The following is an 18,815-nucleotide window of genomic DNA, read 5'->3' as shown; positions in this document are numbered from 1 at the left end:
GCCTGGCCGCAGATGCCGATCTTGCGGTGTTTCTCGCGGCAGGCCTTGATGACCTGAGCGATCATCGTCTTCACAGCGGCGTTCCGTTCGTTGAAGATGGGCGCGACGATCTCGCTGTCGCGATCGACACCGAGGATGAGCTGGGTGAGATCGTTGGAGCCGATGCTGAAGCCGTCAAAGATCTCGGCGAATTCGGCGGCGAGGATGACGTTGCTCGGGATCTCGCACATGACGTAGATCTCTAGACCGTTGGCTCCGCGTTTGAGGCCATGCTTCTCCATCTCCGCCTGCACGCGCTGGCCTTCTTCGATGGTGCGACAGAAGGGGATCATCACTTTGAGATTAGTCAGTCCCATGTCCTCGCGCACGCGGCGCACGGCCTGGCATTCGAGGGCGAAGCCCGCCTGATAACGCGGGTGGTAATAACGCGAGGCACCACGGAAGCCGATCATGGGATTCTCCTCCACCGGCTCATAGGCTTTGCCGCCGATGAGGTTGGCGTACTCGTTGGATTTGAAGTCGCTGAGACGCAGGATCACGTCCTTCGGATAAAACGCCGCAGCGAGCATGGCGACGCCTTGCGCGAGGCGATCAACAAAGTACTGCGGTTTATCCGTGTAGCTGCTGGTGAGCTTTTCGATCTCGGCTTTGGCAGCCTGATCCGCGAGCTTTTCAAAGTCCAGCAGCGCGAGCGGATGCACCTTGATGAAGGTGTTGATGATGAACTCCATGCGCGCGAGACCGACGCCATCGTTCGGCAGGAACGACAAGGCGAAGGCTTCCTCGGGATTGGCAAGGTTCATCATCACCTTGGTGCGCGGGCGCTGCAGGTCTTTGATGTTGGTCTGCTGCACCTCAAAAGGAAGATTGCCCTCATATACGATTCCGGTATCTCCCTCGGCGCAGGAGATGGTGACGACCTGGCCTTCCTTGAGCAACTCGGTGCCATGTTCGGTGCCGACGATTGCAGGCACGCCGAGCTCGCGGCTGACAATGGCGGCATGACAGGTGCGGCCGCCGCGATTGGTGACAATGGCCGAGGCCTTCTTCATCACGGGCTCCCAGTCGGGGTCGGTCTTGTCGGCCACGAGGATGTCGCCTTCGCGGAACTCACGCAGATACTCCACGCTCTTCACCACGCGCACGGGGCCGGATGCGATCTTCTCACCGACGCTGCGTCCGGTGATAAGCACCTTCCCCCCCTGCTTGAGCTTGAAGGTCTGAATGACGTCGAGGTCTTTCTGCGCCTGCACGGTCTCAGGCCGGGCTTGAACAATGAACAGCTCGCCGGTGCGGCCATCCTTGGCCCACTCGATGTCCATTGGCGTTGGCTGGCCACGTTTGGCGGAGTAGTGATCCTCGATAATGCAGGCCCAGCGGGCAAGCTGCAGGATGTCATCGTCACTGAGCGCGAAGCGTGCGCGGTCTCCGGGGGAGACGGGCACGTTTTTGACCATGCGGCTGCCACCGATGTCATAGATGAGCTTGAACTCCTTGGATCCCACGCGCTTTTGCAGGATGGGGCGGAACCCCTGCTTCAAGGTAGGCTTGAAAACATAGTACTCGTCTGGATTCACGGAACCGAGCACCACGTTTTCACCCAGACCATACGCCGCATTGATGAGCACCGCATCGCGGAAGCCGGTTTCTGTGTCGATGGTGAACATGACCCCCGCAGAGCCAAGATCAGACCGCACCATGCGCTGCACGCCGATGGAGAGCGCGATGGCGGTATGCTCAAAACCCTGATCCACGCGGTAGGAGATGGCGCGGTCGGTAAACAGTGAGGCAAACGAACGCCGGCAGTGCTCCAGCAGCGAGGCATTGCCCTGCACATTGAGATAGGTCTCCTGCTGGCCCGCAAAGCTGGCATCCGGCAGATCCTCCGCCGTGGCGCTGCTGCGTACGGCGACATCCAGCGGCGGCTTGCCGGGGCCGCTGAGGGTGAGGTAGGCTTCCAGGATTTCATCTTCCAAATCCTGCGGTAGCGCCGTGGCGAGGATGGCCTGGCGCACCTCGCTGCCGCGCTGCTGGAGATTGTCCATGTCGGCGGTGTTCAATCCACCAAGAATCTCCTGAATGCGCACTTCCAGCCCCGTGCTGCGCAGGAAATGACGGTAGCCTTCTGCGGTGACAGCGAAGCCATCCGGCACCTTCACGCCCTGTGAGCTTAGTTCATGGAACATTTCGCCCAATGAGGCGTTCTTGCCGCCGACGAGTGGAATGTCCCCGATGGAGATGTCGGCGAACCAGCGGATAAAACGGGAGGAGGTATTCATGGTGCAGCATTCCATGCCAGTGTTTTCATGCTCGGCCTGTGTTGGCGAAGGTACAGCAGATCGTGTGGCAAGGGCGATCAAAATCGGGTTCACGCAAGTGGCGGCGTGACGACAAAGACGGGTAGATGCGCACGGGCGATCACCTCCTGAACGGTGGAACCCAGCAGGGCCGCACCCGCGCGTGAGTGGCCTTTGGCACCCATGCAGATGACGTCCGCCCCCTTGCGCTGCGCCGCCTCGCAGATGGCGGTGGCAAAATCGTCGTGTGTCACCACTTCGGAGGTGATGGCCACGCCTGGCACCCGGGGGAAGCAGGCGGTCAGCGCCTGGAATTTCTCTTCGGCCTCCTGCCTGGCCCTGGCCGTGGCGAGGCTGTGGTCAAAGTACACTTCGGAGGCGATGACGGGATTGATGCCGCGCGTTGGCTCATAACAAACATGTACCAGATGGACAGCTCCTCCTGCGGGAAGCAGGCTGCAGGCATGCCGCAGCACATTCGGGAAAACCTCCGACAAGTCCGTCGCCACCAGCACCCGGTGGATCGCAGGAATGGATGCATCCGGCGCCACCGCGGTGGCGGGCACGCAGAGTACATTGGTCACGGCATGCGCCAGTACGTTGCGTGAGAAGGAAGGGGCCTTCAGCCGCGCCCAGCCATGCCGCTGATGCGTGCCGACCACCAGCAGCCCGGACTTCTCTTCATCAGCCATGTGCATAAATTCAGTCGCGGGCAGGCCGGAGGCATCACGCACATGCACCTGTGCCGGGATATCACCGAGAATGGCATGCAGGCGCTCCCAGACATCGCGCTGGCGTGTGTCCTGCACATCCTGGCTCATGAGGGGATCATTCACCGGCTGCACGTAAGCCGCCGCCACCTCCACCTTCCCCTGGGTCGCAAAGGTCTGCAGCAATGCGATGGCGGCATCTGCCGACGCTGAGAAATCCACGCCGCAGAGCAGGCGCAGCACGCCCTCCCCCTGCAGCCAGTCCAGCAGCAGATCTCCCTGCCGCACCACCAGCGTTGGCACGGCGGCGCTTTCCGCGACACGTTCCGCCACGCTGCCAATCAGCCAGCGTCCGGCCATGCCCCTGCCGGCTGAGCTGAGGACGATCATTTGCGTCGGCTGCTCCGCCGCCGCGTCGATGATCTCAAAGCTGGCGCTGCCATGGCGCAGCTCCTCGGCCACCTGAATGCCGGTGCCGCGCAGGCGCTCCGCTTCTTTCTTGAGCTGCTCACGGACAGGATGATCATCCGGCACGACCACCGGCAGATCACCCATGACGATGTAGTCCTGCGCTGCATGGACGAGCCGCAGGGGAAGCTGGAGTTTTTTTGCCAGAGCCGCAGCGACGTTCGCAGCAGCCACGGCGGCCTGGGAAAAATCAGTGGCACAGAGGATTTGCATAGGGGGTGGTGAGTTAGAGGTGAAACTGGCTATGAATGTCCGGCGATCTGGCAGGCACCAGGGAGACCGTTTGCATGGTCAGTACCTCGCCGCCGCTCCAGTGTGGTGTTTGACGTCACCGCGCAGGATGCGCGCGTAGTCCTCCAGCTGCCTGCGTGCCGCCGCAAACGCATCACGAATGGAAACATAGACGTCCTTGTGGTCCGGCTGCGTCTCCAGGTGTTTCTCCCATTCGCCCGTGTCGCTCTTGGCGACTATGCCGTGCATCGAGGGCTCATGATTGACCACGATCTCTGAACCCGGCACGCGCAGGTCGATGCTGATGTGAAACCCTCTGCCGCGCTGGTGGTGCTGATGCGGCTCCTCGACGACCACGTGGCAGCTGGTGATGCGGCTGAAGCAGTTCTCCAATGCCGCGACTTCTTCATGGATGCGGGCCTCGACAGCGGGTGATGCCGCCATGTGGCGGAAGGTGATCTGGGTGGGTGAGTTCATAGGGAAATAATTGGAAGGGTGGTGTTAAGAGTTCACTGGAAACAGGTTTGAAGGCGGGCTTGCGAGACCCTGCTCCGGGGGACGCGGTCACGGAATGCGGTTCAAGCAGCGCCGCTCTGGCGAGCACCTGCGTGACTTCAGCATCCGTGGTCTGGGAGAAGTCCTCATACCACTGGCTGACACCACGCAGCTCCGCCGGCATCGTGAGGGCCACCAGGTCATCAACAAGGGGCTTCAGCTCCGCGCAGGCTTCAGGCACCGCCACGGGCACGGCGATGATGATTTGCTTCGGGTGCTGCTGGCGCAAGGCCTGCACTGCGGCACGGATGGTGGAGCCCGTGGCAATGCCGTCATCCACCAGAATGACGGTGAGGCCCGCGATTTCCGGCGTGCCTGGGGTGCCACGGTAGGCCAGCTCACGGCGGCGCAGCTCCTCCTGCTGAACGGTGGCCTCGGCTTCCAGTGCTGCACGGGGTATCCCCATGGCACGCATGATCTCATGATCGATCACCTGCACGCCCCCGCTGGCAATCGCTCCCATGGCGAGTTCTTCATAGCCGGGCACGCCAAGCTTGCGCACCACCAGGACATTCAGGGGAGCATGCAGCCTGCGCGCCACCTCATACGCCACAGGGACGCCGCCGCGCGGCAGTCCGAGCACGATCACATCATCGCGGTCCGCATATTTCATGAGGGCTTCAGCCAGCAATTGTCCCGCCTGCATGCGGTTGAGGAAAACGAGCGGTTTCATGCGGCGTCCTTCCAGTCGGTGGCTGTGCCCATATGACGGCTGAACCAATGGCTGCTGAGTTGTGCCACCTGCTCCAGTTTGCCAGGCTCTTCAAAATGATGCGTGGCACAGGGAATGACGCGGAATTCTTTTTTGCAGCACAGTTTTCCATAGGCCTCATCATTCCAGCAGAGCACCAGGTCATCGTAGCCACCCACGACAAAAAGCGTGGGCGAGCGAATCAGATGAAGAACATTGCCTGCGAGATCAGGGCGTCCGCCTTGTGAGACCACGGCTGCAATGCGTTCACCGAGTGCCGCCGCCGCTATGAGCGTGGCGGCGCCTCCGGTGCTGGCGCCAAAGTATCCCACTTTGAGGCCACGTGTCGCGGTCTGCTTTTCCAGCCAGCGTGTGACGCCGATCAGGCGTTGCGCCAGCAGGTCAATGTCACCGCGCAAGGCATTGGTGCTGGCATCCTGCTGCATTTCTTTGTGCGTCAGCAGATCAAACTGCAACGTGCCGAGGCCTGACGCGCGAATCATTTCAGCGAGGTATTGATCGTGAAGGTTGTGCCGGCTGCTGCCATTGCCAGGTGTTAACAGCACCACTCCGGGTGCGTCATCGGGCAGTTTTAGCTCACCTTCGAGCTCCGCATAACCAGCGGGAATTTTCACGGCGGTGCGCGATGCGCTTGAGGGAATGGCAGTGATTGTTTTCATGGATTTGCTCATTTCTCCCGGTTGAATATTTCGCAGATAAATGATGGGGCATGGAGTTCACGGAGGAAAAGCAACCGGCGACCGTGACACCGGCTTCCTCCGTCCCATGGCCCCATCATTTAGCTCTTTTGTGCGCGGCCTACTGCACCGTGACCTCGATGCTCTTGGGCTTGGCCTTCTCGTCCTTGGGCAGGTGCACGCTCAGCACGCCATCCTTGAACTCGGCGCTGACCGTGTCTGCATTGACGGATTCAGGCAGGGTGAAGCTGCGCAGGAAACTGCCATAGGAGCGCTCGATGCGGTGGAACTTCTTCCCTTTCTCCTCCTTCTCGCTCTTGCGCTCGCCGGAGATGGTGAGCTGGCCGTTTTCGACGTTCACCTTCACTTCTTCCTTCTTGAGTTCAGGCAGTTCGGCTTTGACGAGGTATTCATTGTTGTCTTCAATGATGTCCACCAGCGGTGTCCACTGTGAGACGGTCATGGCTTCTTTCTCCCCGTTGCGTGACGGCGATGTCAGGCCGAAGAGACGATCGAGACGGTTCTCCAGGCTGCCAAGTTCACGGAGAGGATTCCAGGATGTTAATGCACTCATGCTGTTTAGATTTTTGTGGTTCCTTGGGCGGTAATGAGGGGCGGGCCTGTGCTGTCTGTTTCCGCCTTGGCAGACTACACCGGAATTTATCGGGATTTGGACTGCGGTTTAGCGGACTTGGGCGGGCTCTTGACCAGGCTTTTGCCAGCAGACGCGGTGGCAGACTTTGCCGCAGGTTTGGCAGTGCCTGATGCCTTCCCTTTGGATGCGGACTGCTGGTCCTGTTTGCCAAACAGCTGTTCCTCGGCCTGCAGCCAAAATTTGAGATCCTCGACAGGAGGACAACCGGCCTTTTGCCAAAGGTGGTAGGCCAGCTGGCTGGTTTCTTCAAAACGGTTCTCGGTGCGGTGGTTTGGCATGGAGTTCATGGGTGTGTGGTATGGGGAAGAAAAAGTCTCATGGAACCGGGGTCAGCCATTGATGCCCCAGTAGCGTGGAGCGGCCTGGAACTCCCCGCCGAAGGGCTTGGTCCGGTGATGAATGGTGGCTGGACTCTTGCTGCCGACGAGTTGCGTGGCAAAATCGCTGTCCAGGCGCTGGTCAAAATCTTGATTGCACATGAATTCGGTCTGCCAGGTGTCAGCCACCTCTTTCAGATGAGCGCAAAGTGGTCCTGCATTGCTGCTGAACTCGGAGTCCTCTTCATGCAGGGCGACAATGATGGGACGTCTCTCGCGCTGCAGCTTATGAACCGAGTCAAACCACTGTTTGACGTGATGGGGCAGCGGCGACTCGTCTGCGGCGGAGACGAGTAGCAAGTCTGCTGAGGCGGCCGCACGGATGGATGTGGTGCGCTGTTCCACTCTTTCCAACATGTCAAAGCTCAAAGTGATTGGATAGACCTGCAGATCGGGACGCAGGTTGAACTTGAGCCTTTCCAAGGCCTCCATCGCACGAATGCCGGTGAAGAAACCATCATGAATGGCAACGACAGAGAATGCAGGCTTGGATGTCTGAGTGCTCGCTCTGTGCAGCGTGGGTGAAGGTGCGGTGTATTGCATGATTCAGAGGATGTCGAGGGGTGGAAAATCTGACAATGAGCAGAGTCTCTCTGCGTTTCTCAGCAAATGACTGACGGGGGCTCAGTTCAGCGGCGAGGCGGGATGCGGCAGCGCATCAGGACAGCTTCAGCAGAAAGATGTCAGCCCCAGGATAAGCAGCAGCGGCGCGTGCCGCCCATGTCGAATCATCAAGCACCACCACAGCGGTCATGACGCCAAAAAAAGGCAGGGTTTCACTGAGCGGCATGTAACGGACGCCGGTGGAATCATCCTCCATTTCCTTTTGATTGGAGCGCGCCACATAGGCGTACCCATCGAGGTTGAGGTGGTGTGCCAGCGCCGTTACCCTCTCGTCGGCAGGGAGGACAACCGAGCCACATGCGGCGGGTTCAGGAGCGATGATGAGGAAGTTTCGGTAGGGCGGCTGACGCTCTGCATCAGAAGCTGCCGCACGGATGGCGAAAACCTGGAGGGCTTGTTTCATGGGATGCGAGGTCACGCTGCAGAGGGTTCAAGGAATGTTTGTGGACTTTCCAATGCCTGCACACATTGAGTTCTAAGTACGAGATTATGGAAACGCCTCAGGCTCTTCTCCAGCGAGTGACTGAGGGAAGGCACAGGATCCCCAAGCCAGCGGTACACGCCGCTCATGTCGAAACCGACCTGGAACATAATCCAGCTCCTGAACTGACTGATGGGCTCGAAGATCACGGAGCCAAAGCCAGGATGCGGCGTTCCCTGCACGCTCTTCCAGACAATGCATTCACAGGACACTTGCTCGCAAACTTTGGCCTGCCATGCAAACTGATCGAACAAGGTGCGTACGCGCCAGGTCATGCGGCTGCCATCAAGAGACACAGGCAGCTCTTTGCCCCGCATGAAATGTGGGACATCATCAAACCGAGTCCAGGCATTGTAGGCCGCAGAAAGCGGCACCGGCACCTCGATGGACATTACCAGATAGGATCCATCCTCATCGCAGAACATGCTGCGGATGAGGTTCAGCCCGTCGTCAGCGACTTCTACATCGGGGGGCACGATTTCCATTGAAGGCCGGCCCCCGGCAGCCTCCTGTTTTTGCGGCGGCTTTGTCAACTGCCCCGGCTTGCCAGCTCTCTTTCGTGCTGTCATGATCTGCCGCCGACCTGTGGTGTGGCGGGTATGCTTGCGCTGAGAACGGGAGTGCTTGATTTTCATATCGCAGGTGGTTCGGTGCTTGGGGTGAGGAATGGTGATGTGGCAGGCGGCCGTATGTCCTCAAATCGTCATTAGCGGTGCCTCGTATTGGGGCTTCCATCGACCCCGTTTAAAACCGGCGGCACAGGTGTTTTTTGGCTGCTGCCAATTCCTTCCAACCAGCGGAGGAGGAAGAGTGCATCCACCTGTCGGACGAAGTTCGTCACATTCAGATCCCGGAACGGATGGACGTTGCTGCATTCGACATCTTCAGCTGCGGCCACGTCGGAGGGCGGCGGCTCTGCGCACGGTGGCGGGAGAGTGCTGGCGATCTCATGCAGCAGTCTCTGCCTGAGGGTGCTGTCGTTCCCCACATCCTGCTGGTTCGGCTGAAGATCATCGGTGCTCATGCACCGATGCTAAAAGGCGGGCAGGCATGGACAATGGGGAGACCCTCCCGATGCATCTCAGCGAACGGCTGAGAAAATCTTGGCATGTACGCCGCCGTAAGACGGCATCAATTTCGCACCACGCGGACGGGGCTGCCGTCGTCGATCCACTCGTAGATAAACTTGGCGGGATTGCCGCCGTCCAAGGGGACGCGGATGCAGCCGTGGGAGGCGGGGTAATTTGGGACGGAGGTGAAGCCGTGGATGAAGACGTTGCCGTAGATCTGCACGCTCCAAGGCATGGGCGCATTGTGGTAAAGCTTGGAATAATGCATCCGCTGGCGGAAAGGGCCTGCAGTGAAGTTGCCGGCCGGGGTGCGGCCATCGCGGCCGGAACTGATGTGGGTTTGCAGCACCAGGCGGCTGCCCTGCCAGGCGCGGAGCTGCTGTTTGGCCAGGCTGACCTCCACCTGCTTGGGGCTGACGATCAGGGGGAAGCGGTGAAAGCCATACCAGACCACCATGCTGCCATCATCTGCGTTTATATTCACTCTGGCGCCTGCGAGTTCCAGATCGGTGGTGCGGATGAGTTCGGTGCCGTCGATGAAGTGGCGCAGCGAGGCGGCGGGCACTGCAAAGTCATGCAATCGGATGCAACGGCCTGCTAGATCACGCTCTGCTTGCCAGTGCAACTGCCACGCTGCTTCATAAAGGGGAACGTAGATCACGCCGGGCTGCAGTGCGAAAGTGACCGCTTCGACGGACGCTTCGGCCTTTGCGTGTGTCGGATTCAGCAAGATCAGGGCAAATGCGCACAGCAGGAGGGGGCCGATTTTCATACCTGCTCCCCCACCCAGCGGACGGCGTAGTGGATGAGTTCGGTGCCGTTTTTCAGTCCGAGCTTTTCTTTGATGTGGCCGCGATGGGTGTCCACGGTTTTGAGGCTGATGTGGAGTTCCTGGGCGATGGCGCGGTTGTCCTTGCCCTGGCCTGAGAGGCGGAGGACTTCGAGTTCGCGGTCGGTGAGCTTTCCAATGGTTGAGGTGCTGGCTGAAGAGCGGGGGCGGGAGAGGGCGTCGAGGATGGCAGCTGCGGTGCGCTCGCTGGCATAGACCTGACCGCTTAAGACTTTGGTGATGGCCTCGCGCATTTTGTCGGGGCCCTCCTGTTTCATGATGTAGCCGCGGCCGCCGGCGCGGAGCACGCGCTCGGCATAGAGCTGCTCGTCATGCATGGAGATCACGAGCACGGGGAGTTCAGGCTGCATGGCGTGGACGTCCTGCAGGAGTTCCAGACCGCTTTTGCCGGGGAGGTTGATGTCCATGAGGACGAGATCGGGATTGAGCTTTGAGATGGCGTCAAAGGCGTCCCGGGCGTTGTCTGCCTCACCGCAGACGACGAGGCCGGGAATGGCTGCGGCAATGCGGACGAGGCCGTCACGGAACACGGGGTGGTCATCGACGATGAACACTTTTTTGGCGGATGGGCCGGATGATTTTTTAGCCATGGTGGGTTGTGATTACGGTGTTGGAATGGTGCAGACAACGGTGGTGCCGAGGCCGGTTTGATGGCGTTGGATGTCAAGAATGCCGCCAATCATGTCAGCGCGGTACTTCATGATGCGCAGGCCCATGCCCTGGCGTTTGGGATCGAGTTCTGTGATGCCCTTGCCCTTGCCCTTGTCGCGCACGGAAAGGACGGTGCGGATGGGATTGGTGGAGAGTTCAATTTCGATCTCCCTAGCCAGGCCATGCTTGACGGCGTTGGTCACGGATTCCTGTGCGATGCGGTAGAGATGCGTGGAGGTGGTGTTGTCCATCTCAATGGATGGCGGGCATTTGCAGCGGCAGTCGATGCGGAACATCTGGCTTGTGCGTGCGGACAGTTCATCCAGCGCGGCGACGAGACCGCCCGCCTGCACCGCCACGGGATGCAGCCCGCGCGCGAGGGAACGCGTCAGCGCCAGGGCGTCTTTGAGCAGGCTGGTGATCTTGTCCGCGCTTTCCACCTCGGGAGACTTCTGTTTGATCAGGCTCGATTTAAGCAGGTCACTGAGCAGCCAGATGCCCGCGAGCTGCTGGCCCAGGTCATCGTGCAAGTCCTGGCCGATGCTCTGTTTTTCGTGTTCACTGATGTGGAGGATTTCTTTCTCGAGCTGTTTGCGGGCGGCGACCTGCTTCTTCAACTCGGTATTGGTGTGCTGAAGCTGCTGGGTGCGTTCCTCCACGCGCTTCTCGAGTTCGTCATTCAGCCTGCGGATCACCTGCTCGGCGCGTTTGCGCTCGCTGACATCCACATGGGCGATGACGACGGAATGCGGCCCATTGCCAGTGAACGGCGTGACGTAGCCGACAAACCAGCGCTGCTGGGTGGACGAATGGCAGGCGTATTCCATGCTGAAGCGGGGGGCGGCACCGCTCATGACTTCGCGGATGCCGGCGGCAAAGCGTGCCGACTCTTCAAGTCCACTTCTGGCAGCCGAATCACACACCTCCAGATAATTTGTGCCGACGCCACCGGCATTGACGGCTCCACCATTCTCCAGGGCGAATGCGGTCCAAGACTGGTTCGCGCTGATAATCCTGCCGTGAGCATCCAGCACGACAATGCTTGCCGGGATGGCCTCCAGCGTGGACTCGGCGAAGCGGCGCGCTTTTAGAATCTCGTCCTCAGCGCGCACCCGGTCATTGATGACTTCAGCAAAAAGGATGATGCCACCGATCCCGCCCCTGGCATCATGCCACGGGCGGCATTCCCATTTCACCCAGTCGAGGGTGCCATCAGCACGTGGGAACTGGTCGCGCTCACAGCTCTCGGTGGCGCCGCTCAGGCAGCGTTGATATATTTGCTTCCAGTGGTCGGGGATGTCCGGAAATACTTCATAGTGCAACCTGCCGGTGAGATCGCCCAAATTGAGCCGGAAATCCTTGGCCCAGCGATCACTGACGACGAGGTAGCGCAGGTCGCGGTCAAACATGACCACGGGTGCGGGTGCATGTGTGATGAAGAGGCGCAGCCGCTCCTCGCTCGCGATCAGGGCCTGCTCGGTGAGTTTGCGGCTGGTGATGTCCTCCGCGATGCCAACGATGCTGCGAACGGTGCCGTCGTCATGATAAAGGGTCGTGGCGGTGCCGCTGACCCAGATCGTGGCCCCGTCCTTACGGAGGTAGCGACGTTCCGTCTCGTAGGAGGGCAATTTACCGTGCAGCACCTGTTCGACGCGCTCCAGCTTGATGCCAGAATCTTCCGGATGGGTGAGGTCTCTGGGAGACATGCCGCCCACGAGCTCTTCGCGGCTGTAGCCGGTGATGGAGCAGAAGCGGTCATTGACCCGGGTGAAGCGCCCATCAGGTCCCACCTCGACGGTGCCGACGCCGACGTTTTCAAAGAAGCCGCGGAAGCGCGCTTCGCTTTCACGAAGGGCCGACTGAGCCTGCTCGGTCTTCTCGCGGGCGGCGATGGCGTCTTCCATGAGGTTGAGCGCCGCCAGCCGGGACTCGCGGAGAGCCTCATTGGACTGGATGAGTTCCGCAGTGCGCGCAGTCACGCGGCGCTCGAGTTCTGCATTGGAGCGAGCCAGCGCCTGTTCGGCGTTGACGAGACGTGCCTTCTCCTCAATGCGTGCCAGGGCGCGCTGCACGACGGTCGGCAACATCGTGATGAAGTTCGCGTCTTTGACGAGATAGTCGAGCGCGCCGCGCTTCATCATTTCCACGGCCACGCGTTCATCCCCCTGGCCGGTGATGATGATGAAGGGCAGGTGGTCGTGAAACCCGTCCAAGGTGTCAATGAGGTCATTCCCATGCAAACCCGGCAGCTTGAGATCCAACAAAACCAAATTGGCGACGTTGTCCTGCATCCAAGAGACGGCCTCCTCACCGGATGAGACGCTGGCGGCGTGATGCCCGTCCCGCTGCAATTCACGCACGATGAGACGGGAGATCCCCGGATCATCATCGACCACAAGGATGGTCATTGGCGTGTTTGGAAGAGGCATGGGGAAGTCAAGACGGGTCGTTGATGGCCGGGACCTGCACGAGGGAGACGAAGAGGCCGAGCTGCGCGATGGCCCCGGCGAAGCTGTCGTAGTCCACGGGTTTGACGATGTAGCTGTTGCAGCCGAGCAGGTGGCAGCGTTCGATCTCGCGCGGGTCATCCGTGGTGGTGAGCATGATGACGGGGAGCTTGCGCAGGTAGGCGTCCTGCTTGATCTGCCGCAGCGTTTCCACGCCATCCACCTTGGGCATGCGGATGTCGAGCATCAGGAGATAGGCGGTGTCATTCTTGCGGTGCGGGCCGGGGCCGAGGCGAAAGAGAAAATCGAGCACCTCCTGGCCGTTTTCGCAGCGCTGAACCGGATTGTGCAGGCCAACAAGCTTGAGATTTTTTTCAATGAGGCGAGCGTGGCCCGTGTCGTCGTCAGCGATGATGATCACTACTTCCTGTGTCATGTTCATGGATTCCTGGGGGATAAGCTGGGGGACGCAAAGTCCACGCGATAACGCGGCGGCTGGCCGGTTTGCTGGAGCAGGGCGTTGATTTCCTGTTTCAACTCGATCATGCGCAGTTCACGGTCCACCATGGCGCGGTTGAAGCGCTCGAGTTCGTCGTTATTGGCGCGCAGTTCGGCGTTGCGGAGCTGAAGCTCCGCCTCCGCCTGTTTGCGTTCGCTGACATCCCGGGCAATGCCGCTGAGGTGATGGGGTTTCCCGTCTTTGTGACCGATGACGATGCCACGATCCGCGATCCAGCGAATCTGTCCTGCACGGGTGAGCACCCGATACTCCACGCGGAAGGTGGCCGACTCACCCTGGATCCAGCGATGGAAGGCGGCATGTACCATGCCGAAGTCATCAGAGTGGATGGCTTTCATCCAGACTTGGTTGTTGGCATAGAGTTCCGCCGCAGGCACGCCCCAGATCTGCTCGAAGGCGGGGCTGACATAGGTGATGCGCGGCGGGTCGAGTTCCATGAACCAGAAGACTTCGCCCATGTTTTCGGCCAGCAGGCGGAACTTGGCCTCGCTGGCGCTGAGCGCGGACTGGGCATCGCTCTTCTCGGTGGTGTCGAGCATGGCCGTCCGGCACCACTTTGCATGGGGACCCGTGGCTTCCTGGCGGCTGGTGGCGAACTGCACCTTGCGCACCACGCCATCTTTGGACTGAACCTGCAAGGTGGTGATGATCTTGCTGGTGCTGCGGCGGCTTTCCCACAAATGCTGCAACCAAACTTTGCGATCCTGCTTGATGATGTGGGGCAGGAGGGGCTTTCCCAGCAGGTGTGAGGTTGACCAGCCGAGCATCTGGCTGGCGGTCTGGTTGATCTCGCGGATGCAGCCCCTGCCATCGAGCGTGAGGTAACCCACCGGCGAGAGGTTGTAGAGATCGGCGTAGCGGTGGCGGCTGAGTTCCAGACTGGCATTCGATTCACTGAGCTGTTCGTTGCGGAGCTCAAGAAGTTCCTGCTGCGCGTTCATCCGCGCCAGCAAATCGGCGGACTGTAAAGCATCGGCGCGGCTCTTTTTCTGATCGGCCACCAAGCCTTTGATCCGCCGGCCATCTTTGGCGGTGCAGGTCTGTTTCTTCGCCAGCTTGCTGGAGGCACGTTTCATGGTGGATCCGGATTGGCGGTCACATCCTCCAGCGCGAGCAGGATCTGCGGCGGCTGGCCGGGTTCAGGGGCGAGACGGCGAGCATTGAGCAGCATTGTTTTGCGGCCGATGCCGGGGAAGTCGTGCTGGATGCGAAAGTCCTGGAAGGTGGATTTTTCCGGCAGGATTTTTTCCAGCAGTTCGCGCAGTTGCGGAATGTCCCAGGCGCGATCTCCCACATCGTAAATGAACCTGCCCTGAGTGCTGGAAGGCGTGGTGCGGAAGAGGCTGTAGAAGCTCTGGTTTGCCGTCTTCACGCGCAGATCACCGTCCAGGATGAGGAGGGGTTCGCGTACGGTGGCGACGATGGCTTCAGCGTAGCTGCGAGCGGCTTCGACCTGGGCGAGCGTGCATTTCATGGCGTCGATGTCCTGCAAGGTGAGCACGACGCCGTTGATGCGATTGTCTGCTGTCCGGTAGGGACGAATGCGCAGAGAATACCAGCGGCCGTCAAAATCCTGAACCTCCAGCTCCTTGACGTTGAGGGTCTCAAGCACCAACAAGATCAAGTCCTGAAGGTTCGGGAGGTTGAGCTTGATTTTAAAGTCCGAAATGGGCCGGCCAACGTCTGCGGCGATGAGGTTGAGCACCTTGACGGCGCGTGGCGTGTAGCGACGGATGCAGAGATCATTGCTGAGCATGAGGATGGGGATGTCCACGCTGCTGAAGAGGTTGCCCATGTCGTCGCTCAACTCCTGCAATTCGACGTTTCTGGTCTGCAACTCGTCATTGAGGGTGACGAGTTCTTCGTTGGTGGACTGCAGCTCTTCGGTGGCGGTCTCCATCTCCTCATTGGTGCTTTGCAGTTCCTCGTTGCTGGAAAGGATTTCTTCGTTGGCCGCACGCAGCTCCTCATTGGAGGCATCCTGCTCTTCGATGATGTTTTGCAGAGAAAGCTTGGTGGCGTCCAGCTCATCGCGCAGCTGCTCGAGTTCGCGCTGGACCACTGTGGAGCGGAGGGGCTGGCTTTTCCTGGAGGCGGGAACACTGACGGCGGAGACCTCTTCGAACAGAACGAGGAAGAAGAGCTCGCTGAAGTTTGGCATCAGCAGCGGGATGACCTTTACATTCACGGTGAGCATGCGTCCTTCGTAACGGACTTGAATGTCCGATTTCTCAGCATGCCGTTTCTGTTTGGTGGCTTTGGCGATGAGGGAGCGGAGCTCCACGGCGAGACCCTGGCGGGCCATCTTGAGGAGGTTCAGGCTGGCCTCTCCGGGATTGTTTTCCAAGAAGGGGCCGGTGCGGCCGCGGAACTGGAGGATCTCCATGCTGGCGTTCACCACGACGCCGGCAGGTGCGAACTGGCTGAGCACGACGGCGTCCGCCTGCTTGCGAATGTCTCCGAGGACGGGCTCCACCAAGTTGCGGCCAAGGCCCTGCGGCAGGGAGCCGGCCTTTGACTGGACGGCGCTGAAGCGTGCGAGCACGCGGCTGTTCCGTGAGTGTGTGAACTTCTTTTCGTAGATGCGGAACTTGGAGTCAGTGATGGCGAAGAGGTCCGCAAAACCGCCGATGGACTCCGCCGTACCGAGCACGAGACAGCCGTGCGGCTTGAGAGCGTAATGGAAGACGGGGAAGACCTTCTTTTGCAGCGCGGCATCGAAGTAGATGAGCACGTTGCGGCAGGTGATGAGGTCCATGTGCGAGAAGGGCGGATCCTCGACCAAATTCTGCCGCGCAAACATGCACTGGTCGCGGATGACTTTGTTGATGCGGTAGCCGCCGTCCACCTTGGTGAAGTGTTTCCGCAGGCGCTCGGCTGACAAATCGTCTTTGATGCGTTCAGGGTAAAGACCGGTGCGTGCACGGCTGACGACGCTTTCATTGATGTCAGTGCCAAAGAGCTGGACGGGGCAGCGCACGCCGACCTTTTCCAAAAACTCGACGAGGGCGATGACGAGCGAGTAGGCCTCCTCACCGGTGGAGCAGCCTGCAACCCAGAGGCGGATGGGGGCATCGTCCTGACGGTTTTTGAGGATCTTGGGAAAGATCTTCTTTTTCAGCAGATCGAACATCTTTGCATCGCGAAAGAAGCCGGTGACACAGATGAGGATGTCCTGAAAGAGGGCCTCCACCTCGGCTGGACTGCTGCGCAGACAGGCGGCATATTCCTTCAGGGTGTCGAGCTTCTGCAGGACCATGCGGCGGCTGATGCGGCGGCGCAGGGTGGCGGGCTTGTAATGGGTGAAGTCCACGCCGCTATGTGCGCGCAGCAGGGCGCAGATTTGCTTGAAGTCGTCGCCTTCCATCGGGAGCAGGCCGTCCTTCTCCGCCTTCTGCTCTGGGATGAGATGCGGATGATGGCCGACTCGGATCAACTCGGCGGCCATCTGGTCCGGCGGCAGGATGTAGTCCGCGCAGCCGCTGGCGCCTGCGTTTGAGGGCATGCCGACGTACTTGGCGGAGGCCTCATCCTGCACGAAGGTGATGCCGCCGGCCGCCTTGATCTCCTCCAGCCCGAGGGTGCCGTCTGAGCCGGTGCCGGAGAGGACGATGCCGATGGACTGCCCGCCCTGATCCGCCGCCAGAGCACGGAAGAAGTAATCCACGGGTGTGTGAAGTGCGCCGCCATTTCCGCGTGGGAGCAGGCGGAGGGTGCGCTGTTCGATGCCCATCTTTTTGTTCGGCGGGATCACATACACGTGGTCAGGCTGCACGAGAAGGCCGTCCTGAGCTTCGAGGACGGTCATCCGGGTGGTGCGGGAGAGCAGAGTGGTGAGAGCGCTCTCATGGGCGGGATCGAGATGCTGAACCAGGACGAAACCCATGCCGGTCTCCGCCGGGAGGCTCTTGAGCAGCGAAGTCACTGCTTCAAGCCCGCCCGCCGAAGCACCGATGCCGACGACCGGGAAGGAAGCCGCAGGGGTGCGTCTGACTTGAGGGGCGGAAGATGGGGGCCGCTTGGCCCGTGAGGCGCGTGGTTTCATGTGCCCCAGTGCTACGAGAGGCGGAAAGGCTTGTAAAAGCCAATGATCAGCGCAGGCAGAGGTGGAACCCGCAGCGCCGGAACGCATTGTTTTGGCCTAGGCTTCGGGTTCAAACTCATTGGAAGCAAACTAGGCCTGCACGATGGCACTGCAACGAGGGAGCGGAACATGACGTCTCAGCCAATGGATGAGATGATCTGCGAGTTTTCTCTGAGATGGCGGGAATGCTGAGCCGTGGCTGAGGTGGGGATGGCGTTTGGTTGAGACGGGGCATCGGGCGGTTTCGGTGGTCATTCGGCAGCGTTGGGATAAGTGCCACCGCGAGCGCGAAGCGCCTAGGACTGCGTGCGGCAAGCCTTGGCGCGCCGCCGCTTTCGCAGCGTGAACAGCTGGGCGTTTACGAAGAGCGTTCGTAACTATTCAGGTTCTGCGGAAACCAGTGTGCGCTCCCGAAATTTCTCCCCTCACCCAGCCTCTGCCCGAAAGAAATATGGTGCAACGGAGCCTTGGGCGGGGAGAGGAGATTCGCGCTGGAGCACTTGGCAACTTCATCGGAGCCGCAATGCGTCCCCCTCTCCCCGTCGAGGGTATGGCTTGAGGCATGTCTTCCTCGGGGAACCGTAGCGAAGCGAAGACAGACGAAGTCAAAGGCTGGGTGAGGAGGCAACGGAAAACGTCGGAGCGCACATCGGCCTCCCCTCTGGCGAATCCGCCCCCTTCACCTTGACGACTTAAGAGGGGACCTGAAATAGCTACGAGCGTTCTTCACCTCGCGAAAGCGGTGTCGTCGATGCAGGCCTGCGCCTTGCATCCTTGCCACCGCAGTCCATGACGCTGCCGCGTTTCTAGAGTTTCCCTGATGAATGGCACACGGTGAAGGGAACGCGGCGTGGAGGCTGAAGAGACGTGCGGAGGGGTGGGGGCTGCAGAGTGCTGCGGACTGGAAGTCCGCGCTCCTGGACGCTTTGGCTTGCGATGCTTCATTCTGGGATGCGGGTGCTTTTCCGCGTGCCACTTCTGCCAGGGATTCGATTCTGCAAGAGTGAGTCGATTTGGCTGTGGTGGTCTCTAATTTGAAACCAGCGGCGCAAGGCCGAGAGGACTCCGATGAGGCCGCGAGGTGGCAAGAGGATATAGGGCAGGTCGGGAGCGGGAGATGAAGCAAAAACATTGCTCTGCGGCCGTTGCCGCCTTGCCGAAGGCCCGTGTTATTTTTGCGCGCGTTCTTTGCGCACTTGTCTCATGTGGCGGTAGCCGACGAGCCTGCCGAGTTGCTCATCCCAAAGGCGGAGTGAGAGGGAGCGGAGGCTGGAGAAGAGAGTGATGGGCTTGACCTCTTGGAACATGGGATCGGCCTTGTGGCAGCGTTCCAGATTGTAGTTGGGGATGCGCGGGCTGAGGTGGTGGATGTGGTGGAAGCCGATGTTGCCGGAGAACCACTGGAG

Annotated in this window: 18 protein-coding genes; all 18 read right to left on the bottom strand. The window is 60.2% G+C overall.

The window, feature by feature from the left end; translation table 11 throughout:
- Positions 1–2,279: phosphoenolpyruvate synthase (ppsA, locus tag ACIREA_RS08640; protein ID WP_397381858.1), on the bottom strand; the 2,279-nt coding region annotated here is incomplete at its 3' end.
- Positions 2,280–2,368: 89 nt separating this feature from the next.
- Positions 2,369–3,688, bottom strand: coding sequence for a universal stress protein (locus ACIREA_RS08635; protein WP_397381857.1), 1,320 nt, complete (start codon positions 3,686–3,688; stop codon positions 2,369–2,371).
- A gap of 78 nt (positions 3,689–3,766) precedes the next feature.
- The gene (locus tag ACIREA_RS08630; protein WP_397381856.1) at positions 3,767–4,183 is read right to left on the bottom strand and encodes an HPF/RaiA family ribosome-associated protein; all 417 of its coding nucleotides are present in this window, start codon (positions 4,181–4,183) and stop codon (positions 3,767–3,769) included.
- On the bottom strand, positions 4,113–4,934 hold the full coding sequence (locus ACIREA_RS08625) for a phosphoribosyltransferase (protein WP_397381855.1): 822 nt from the start codon (positions 4,932–4,934) through the stop codon (positions 4,113–4,115). The genes ACIREA_RS08630 and ACIREA_RS08625 overlap by 71 nt, the downstream gene beginning before the upstream one ends.
- Positions 4,931–5,632, bottom strand: coding sequence for a dienelactone hydrolase family protein (locus tag ACIREA_RS08620; protein ID WP_397381854.1), 702 nt, complete (start codon positions 5,630–5,632; stop codon positions 4,931–4,933). Before ACIREA_RS08620 ends, ACIREA_RS08625 begins: the two co-directional genes overlap by 4 nt.
- Before the next feature lie 139 nt (positions 5,633–5,771).
- A complete protein-coding gene (locus tag ACIREA_RS08615) occupies positions 5,772–6,224 on the bottom strand; it encodes an Hsp20/alpha crystallin family protein (RefSeq protein WP_397381853.1) in 453 nt (150 codons plus the stop codon).
- Between the two features lie 86 nt (positions 6,225–6,310).
- The gene (locus ACIREA_RS08610) at positions 6,311–6,592 is read right to left on the bottom strand and encodes a DUF2934 domain-containing protein (protein WP_397381852.1); all 282 of its coding nucleotides are present in this window, start codon (positions 6,590–6,592) and stop codon (positions 6,311–6,313) included.
- A gap of 42 nt (positions 6,593–6,634) precedes the next feature.
- Positions 6,635–7,225: a hypothetical protein gene (locus ACIREA_RS08605; RefSeq protein ID WP_397381851.1), complete on the bottom strand. Its 591-nt coding sequence runs from the start codon at positions 7,223–7,225 to the stop codon at positions 6,635–6,637.
- Between the two features lie 115 nt (positions 7,226–7,340).
- On the bottom strand, positions 7,341–7,709 hold the full coding sequence (locus tag ACIREA_RS08600; RefSeq protein ID WP_397381850.1) for a hypothetical protein: 369 nt from the start codon (positions 7,707–7,709) through the stop codon (positions 7,341–7,343).
- A gap of 11 nt (positions 7,710–7,720) precedes the next feature.
- Entirely contained in the window at positions 7,721–8,422 is a 702-nt protein-coding gene (locus tag ACIREA_RS08595; RefSeq protein WP_397381849.1) for an SRPBCC family protein, read from the bottom strand.
- A gap of 71 nt (positions 8,423–8,493) precedes the next feature.
- Positions 8,494–8,811: a hypothetical protein gene (locus ACIREA_RS08590; protein ID WP_397381848.1), complete on the bottom strand. Its 318-nt coding sequence runs from the start codon at positions 8,809–8,811 to the stop codon at positions 8,494–8,496.
- A gap of 107 nt (positions 8,812–8,918) precedes the next feature.
- Positions 8,919–9,629, bottom strand: coding sequence for a L,D-transpeptidase (locus ACIREA_RS08585; protein WP_397381847.1), 711 nt, complete (start codon positions 9,627–9,629; stop codon positions 8,919–8,921).
- Positions 9,626–10,297 carry a response regulator gene (locus ACIREA_RS08580; protein WP_397381846.1) on the bottom strand — a complete coding sequence of 224 codons (672 nt, stop codon included), beginning with the start codon at positions 10,295–10,297 and terminating at the stop codon, positions 9,626–9,628. The genes ACIREA_RS08585 and ACIREA_RS08580 overlap by 4 nt, the downstream gene beginning before the upstream one ends.
- A gap of 12 nt (positions 10,298–10,309) precedes the next feature.
- Complete coding sequence (locus tag ACIREA_RS08575) at positions 10,310–12,787, bottom strand: PAS domain S-box protein (protein WP_397381845.1); 2,478 nt, start codon at positions 12,785–12,787, stop codon at positions 10,310–10,312.
- A gap of 7 nt (positions 12,788–12,794) precedes the next feature.
- A complete protein-coding gene (locus ACIREA_RS08570; protein ID WP_397381844.1) occupies positions 12,795–13,247 on the bottom strand; it encodes a response regulator in 453 nt (150 codons plus the stop codon).
- Complete coding sequence (locus ACIREA_RS08565; protein WP_397381843.1) at positions 13,244–14,401, bottom strand: PAS domain-containing protein; 1,158 nt, start codon at positions 14,399–14,401, stop codon at positions 13,244–13,246. The genes ACIREA_RS08570 and ACIREA_RS08565 overlap by 4 nt, the downstream gene beginning before the upstream one ends.
- Complete coding sequence (locus ACIREA_RS08560) at positions 14,398–17,370, bottom strand: chemotaxis protein CheB (protein WP_397381842.1); 2,973 nt, start codon at positions 17,368–17,370, stop codon at positions 14,398–14,400. The genes ACIREA_RS08565 and ACIREA_RS08560 overlap by 4 nt, the downstream gene beginning before the upstream one ends.
- 1,208 nt (positions 17,371–18,578) lie before the next feature.
- On the bottom strand, positions 18,579–18,815 hold a 237-nt coding region (locus ACIREA_RS08555; RefSeq protein ID WP_397381841.1), incomplete at its 5' end, for a fatty acid desaturase.

This window comes from Prosthecobacter sp., assembly GCF_044373815.1.
GTDB lineage: Bacteria > Verrucomicrobiota > Verrucomicrobiia > Verrucomicrobiales > Verrucomicrobiaceae > Prosthecobacter.
Note: the sequence above shows the minus strand (reverse complement) of the source record. Positions and strands in the feature narration are given on the sequence as shown.

Excerpts from the sequence above, each read along its gene's own strand:
- ACIREA_RS08635 (WP_397381857.1), bottom strand. The coding sequence starts at position 3,688 with ATGCAAATCCTCTGTGCCACTGATTTTTCCCAGGCCGCCGTGGCTGCT.
- ACIREA_RS08630 (WP_397381856.1), bottom strand. The coding sequence starts at position 4,183 with ATGAACTCACCCACCCAGATCACCTTCCGCCACATGGCGGCATCACCC.
- ACIREA_RS08625 (WP_397381855.1), bottom strand. The coding sequence starts at position 4,934 with ATGAAACCGCTCGTTTTCCTCAACCGCATGCAGGCGGGACAATTGCTG.
- ACIREA_RS08620 (WP_397381854.1), bottom strand. The coding sequence starts at position 5,632 with ATGAAAACAATCACTGCCATTCCCTCAAGCGCATCGCGCACCGCCGTG.
- ACIREA_RS08615 (WP_397381853.1), bottom strand. The coding sequence starts at position 6,224 with ATGAGTGCATTAACATCCTGGAATCCTCTCCGTGAACTTGGCAGCCTG.
- ACIREA_RS08610 (WP_397381852.1), bottom strand. The coding sequence starts at position 6,592 with ATGAACTCCATGCCAAACCACCGCACCGAGAACCGTTTTGAAGAAACC.
- ACIREA_RS08605 (WP_397381851.1), bottom strand. The coding sequence starts at position 7,225 with ATGCAATACACCGCACCTTCACCCACGCTGCACAGAGCGAGCACTCAG.
- ACIREA_RS08600 (WP_397381850.1), bottom strand. The coding sequence starts at position 7,709 with ATGAAACAAGCCCTCCAGGTTTTCGCCATCCGTGCGGCAGCTTCTGAT.
- ACIREA_RS08595 (WP_397381849.1), bottom strand. The coding sequence starts at position 8,422 with ATGAAAATCAAGCACTCCCGTTCTCAGCGCAAGCATACCCGCCACACC.
- ACIREA_RS08590 (WP_397381848.1), bottom strand. The coding sequence starts at position 8,811 with ATGAGCACCGATGATCTTCAGCCGAACCAGCAGGATGTGGGGAACGAC.
- ACIREA_RS08585 (WP_397381847.1), bottom strand. The coding sequence starts at position 9,629 with ATGAAAATCGGCCCCCTCCTGCTGTGCGCATTTGCCCTGATCTTGCTG.
- ACIREA_RS08580 (WP_397381846.1), bottom strand. The coding sequence starts at position 10,297 with ATGGCTAAAAAATCATCCGGCCCATCCGCCAAAAAAGTGTTCATCGTC.
- ACIREA_RS08575 (WP_397381845.1), bottom strand. The coding sequence starts at position 12,787 with ATGCCTCTTCCAAACACGCCAATGACCATCCTTGTGGTCGATGATGAT.
- ACIREA_RS08570 (WP_397381844.1), bottom strand. The coding sequence starts at position 13,247 with ATGAACATGACACAGGAAGTAGTGATCATCATCGCTGACGACGACACG.
- ACIREA_RS08565 (WP_397381843.1), bottom strand. The coding sequence starts at position 14,401 with ATGAAACGTGCCTCCAGCAAGCTGGCGAAGAAACAGACCTGCACCGCC.
- ACIREA_RS08560 (WP_397381842.1), bottom strand. The coding sequence starts at position 17,370 with ATGAAACCACGCGCCTCACGGGCCAAGCGGCCCCCATCTTCCGCCCCT.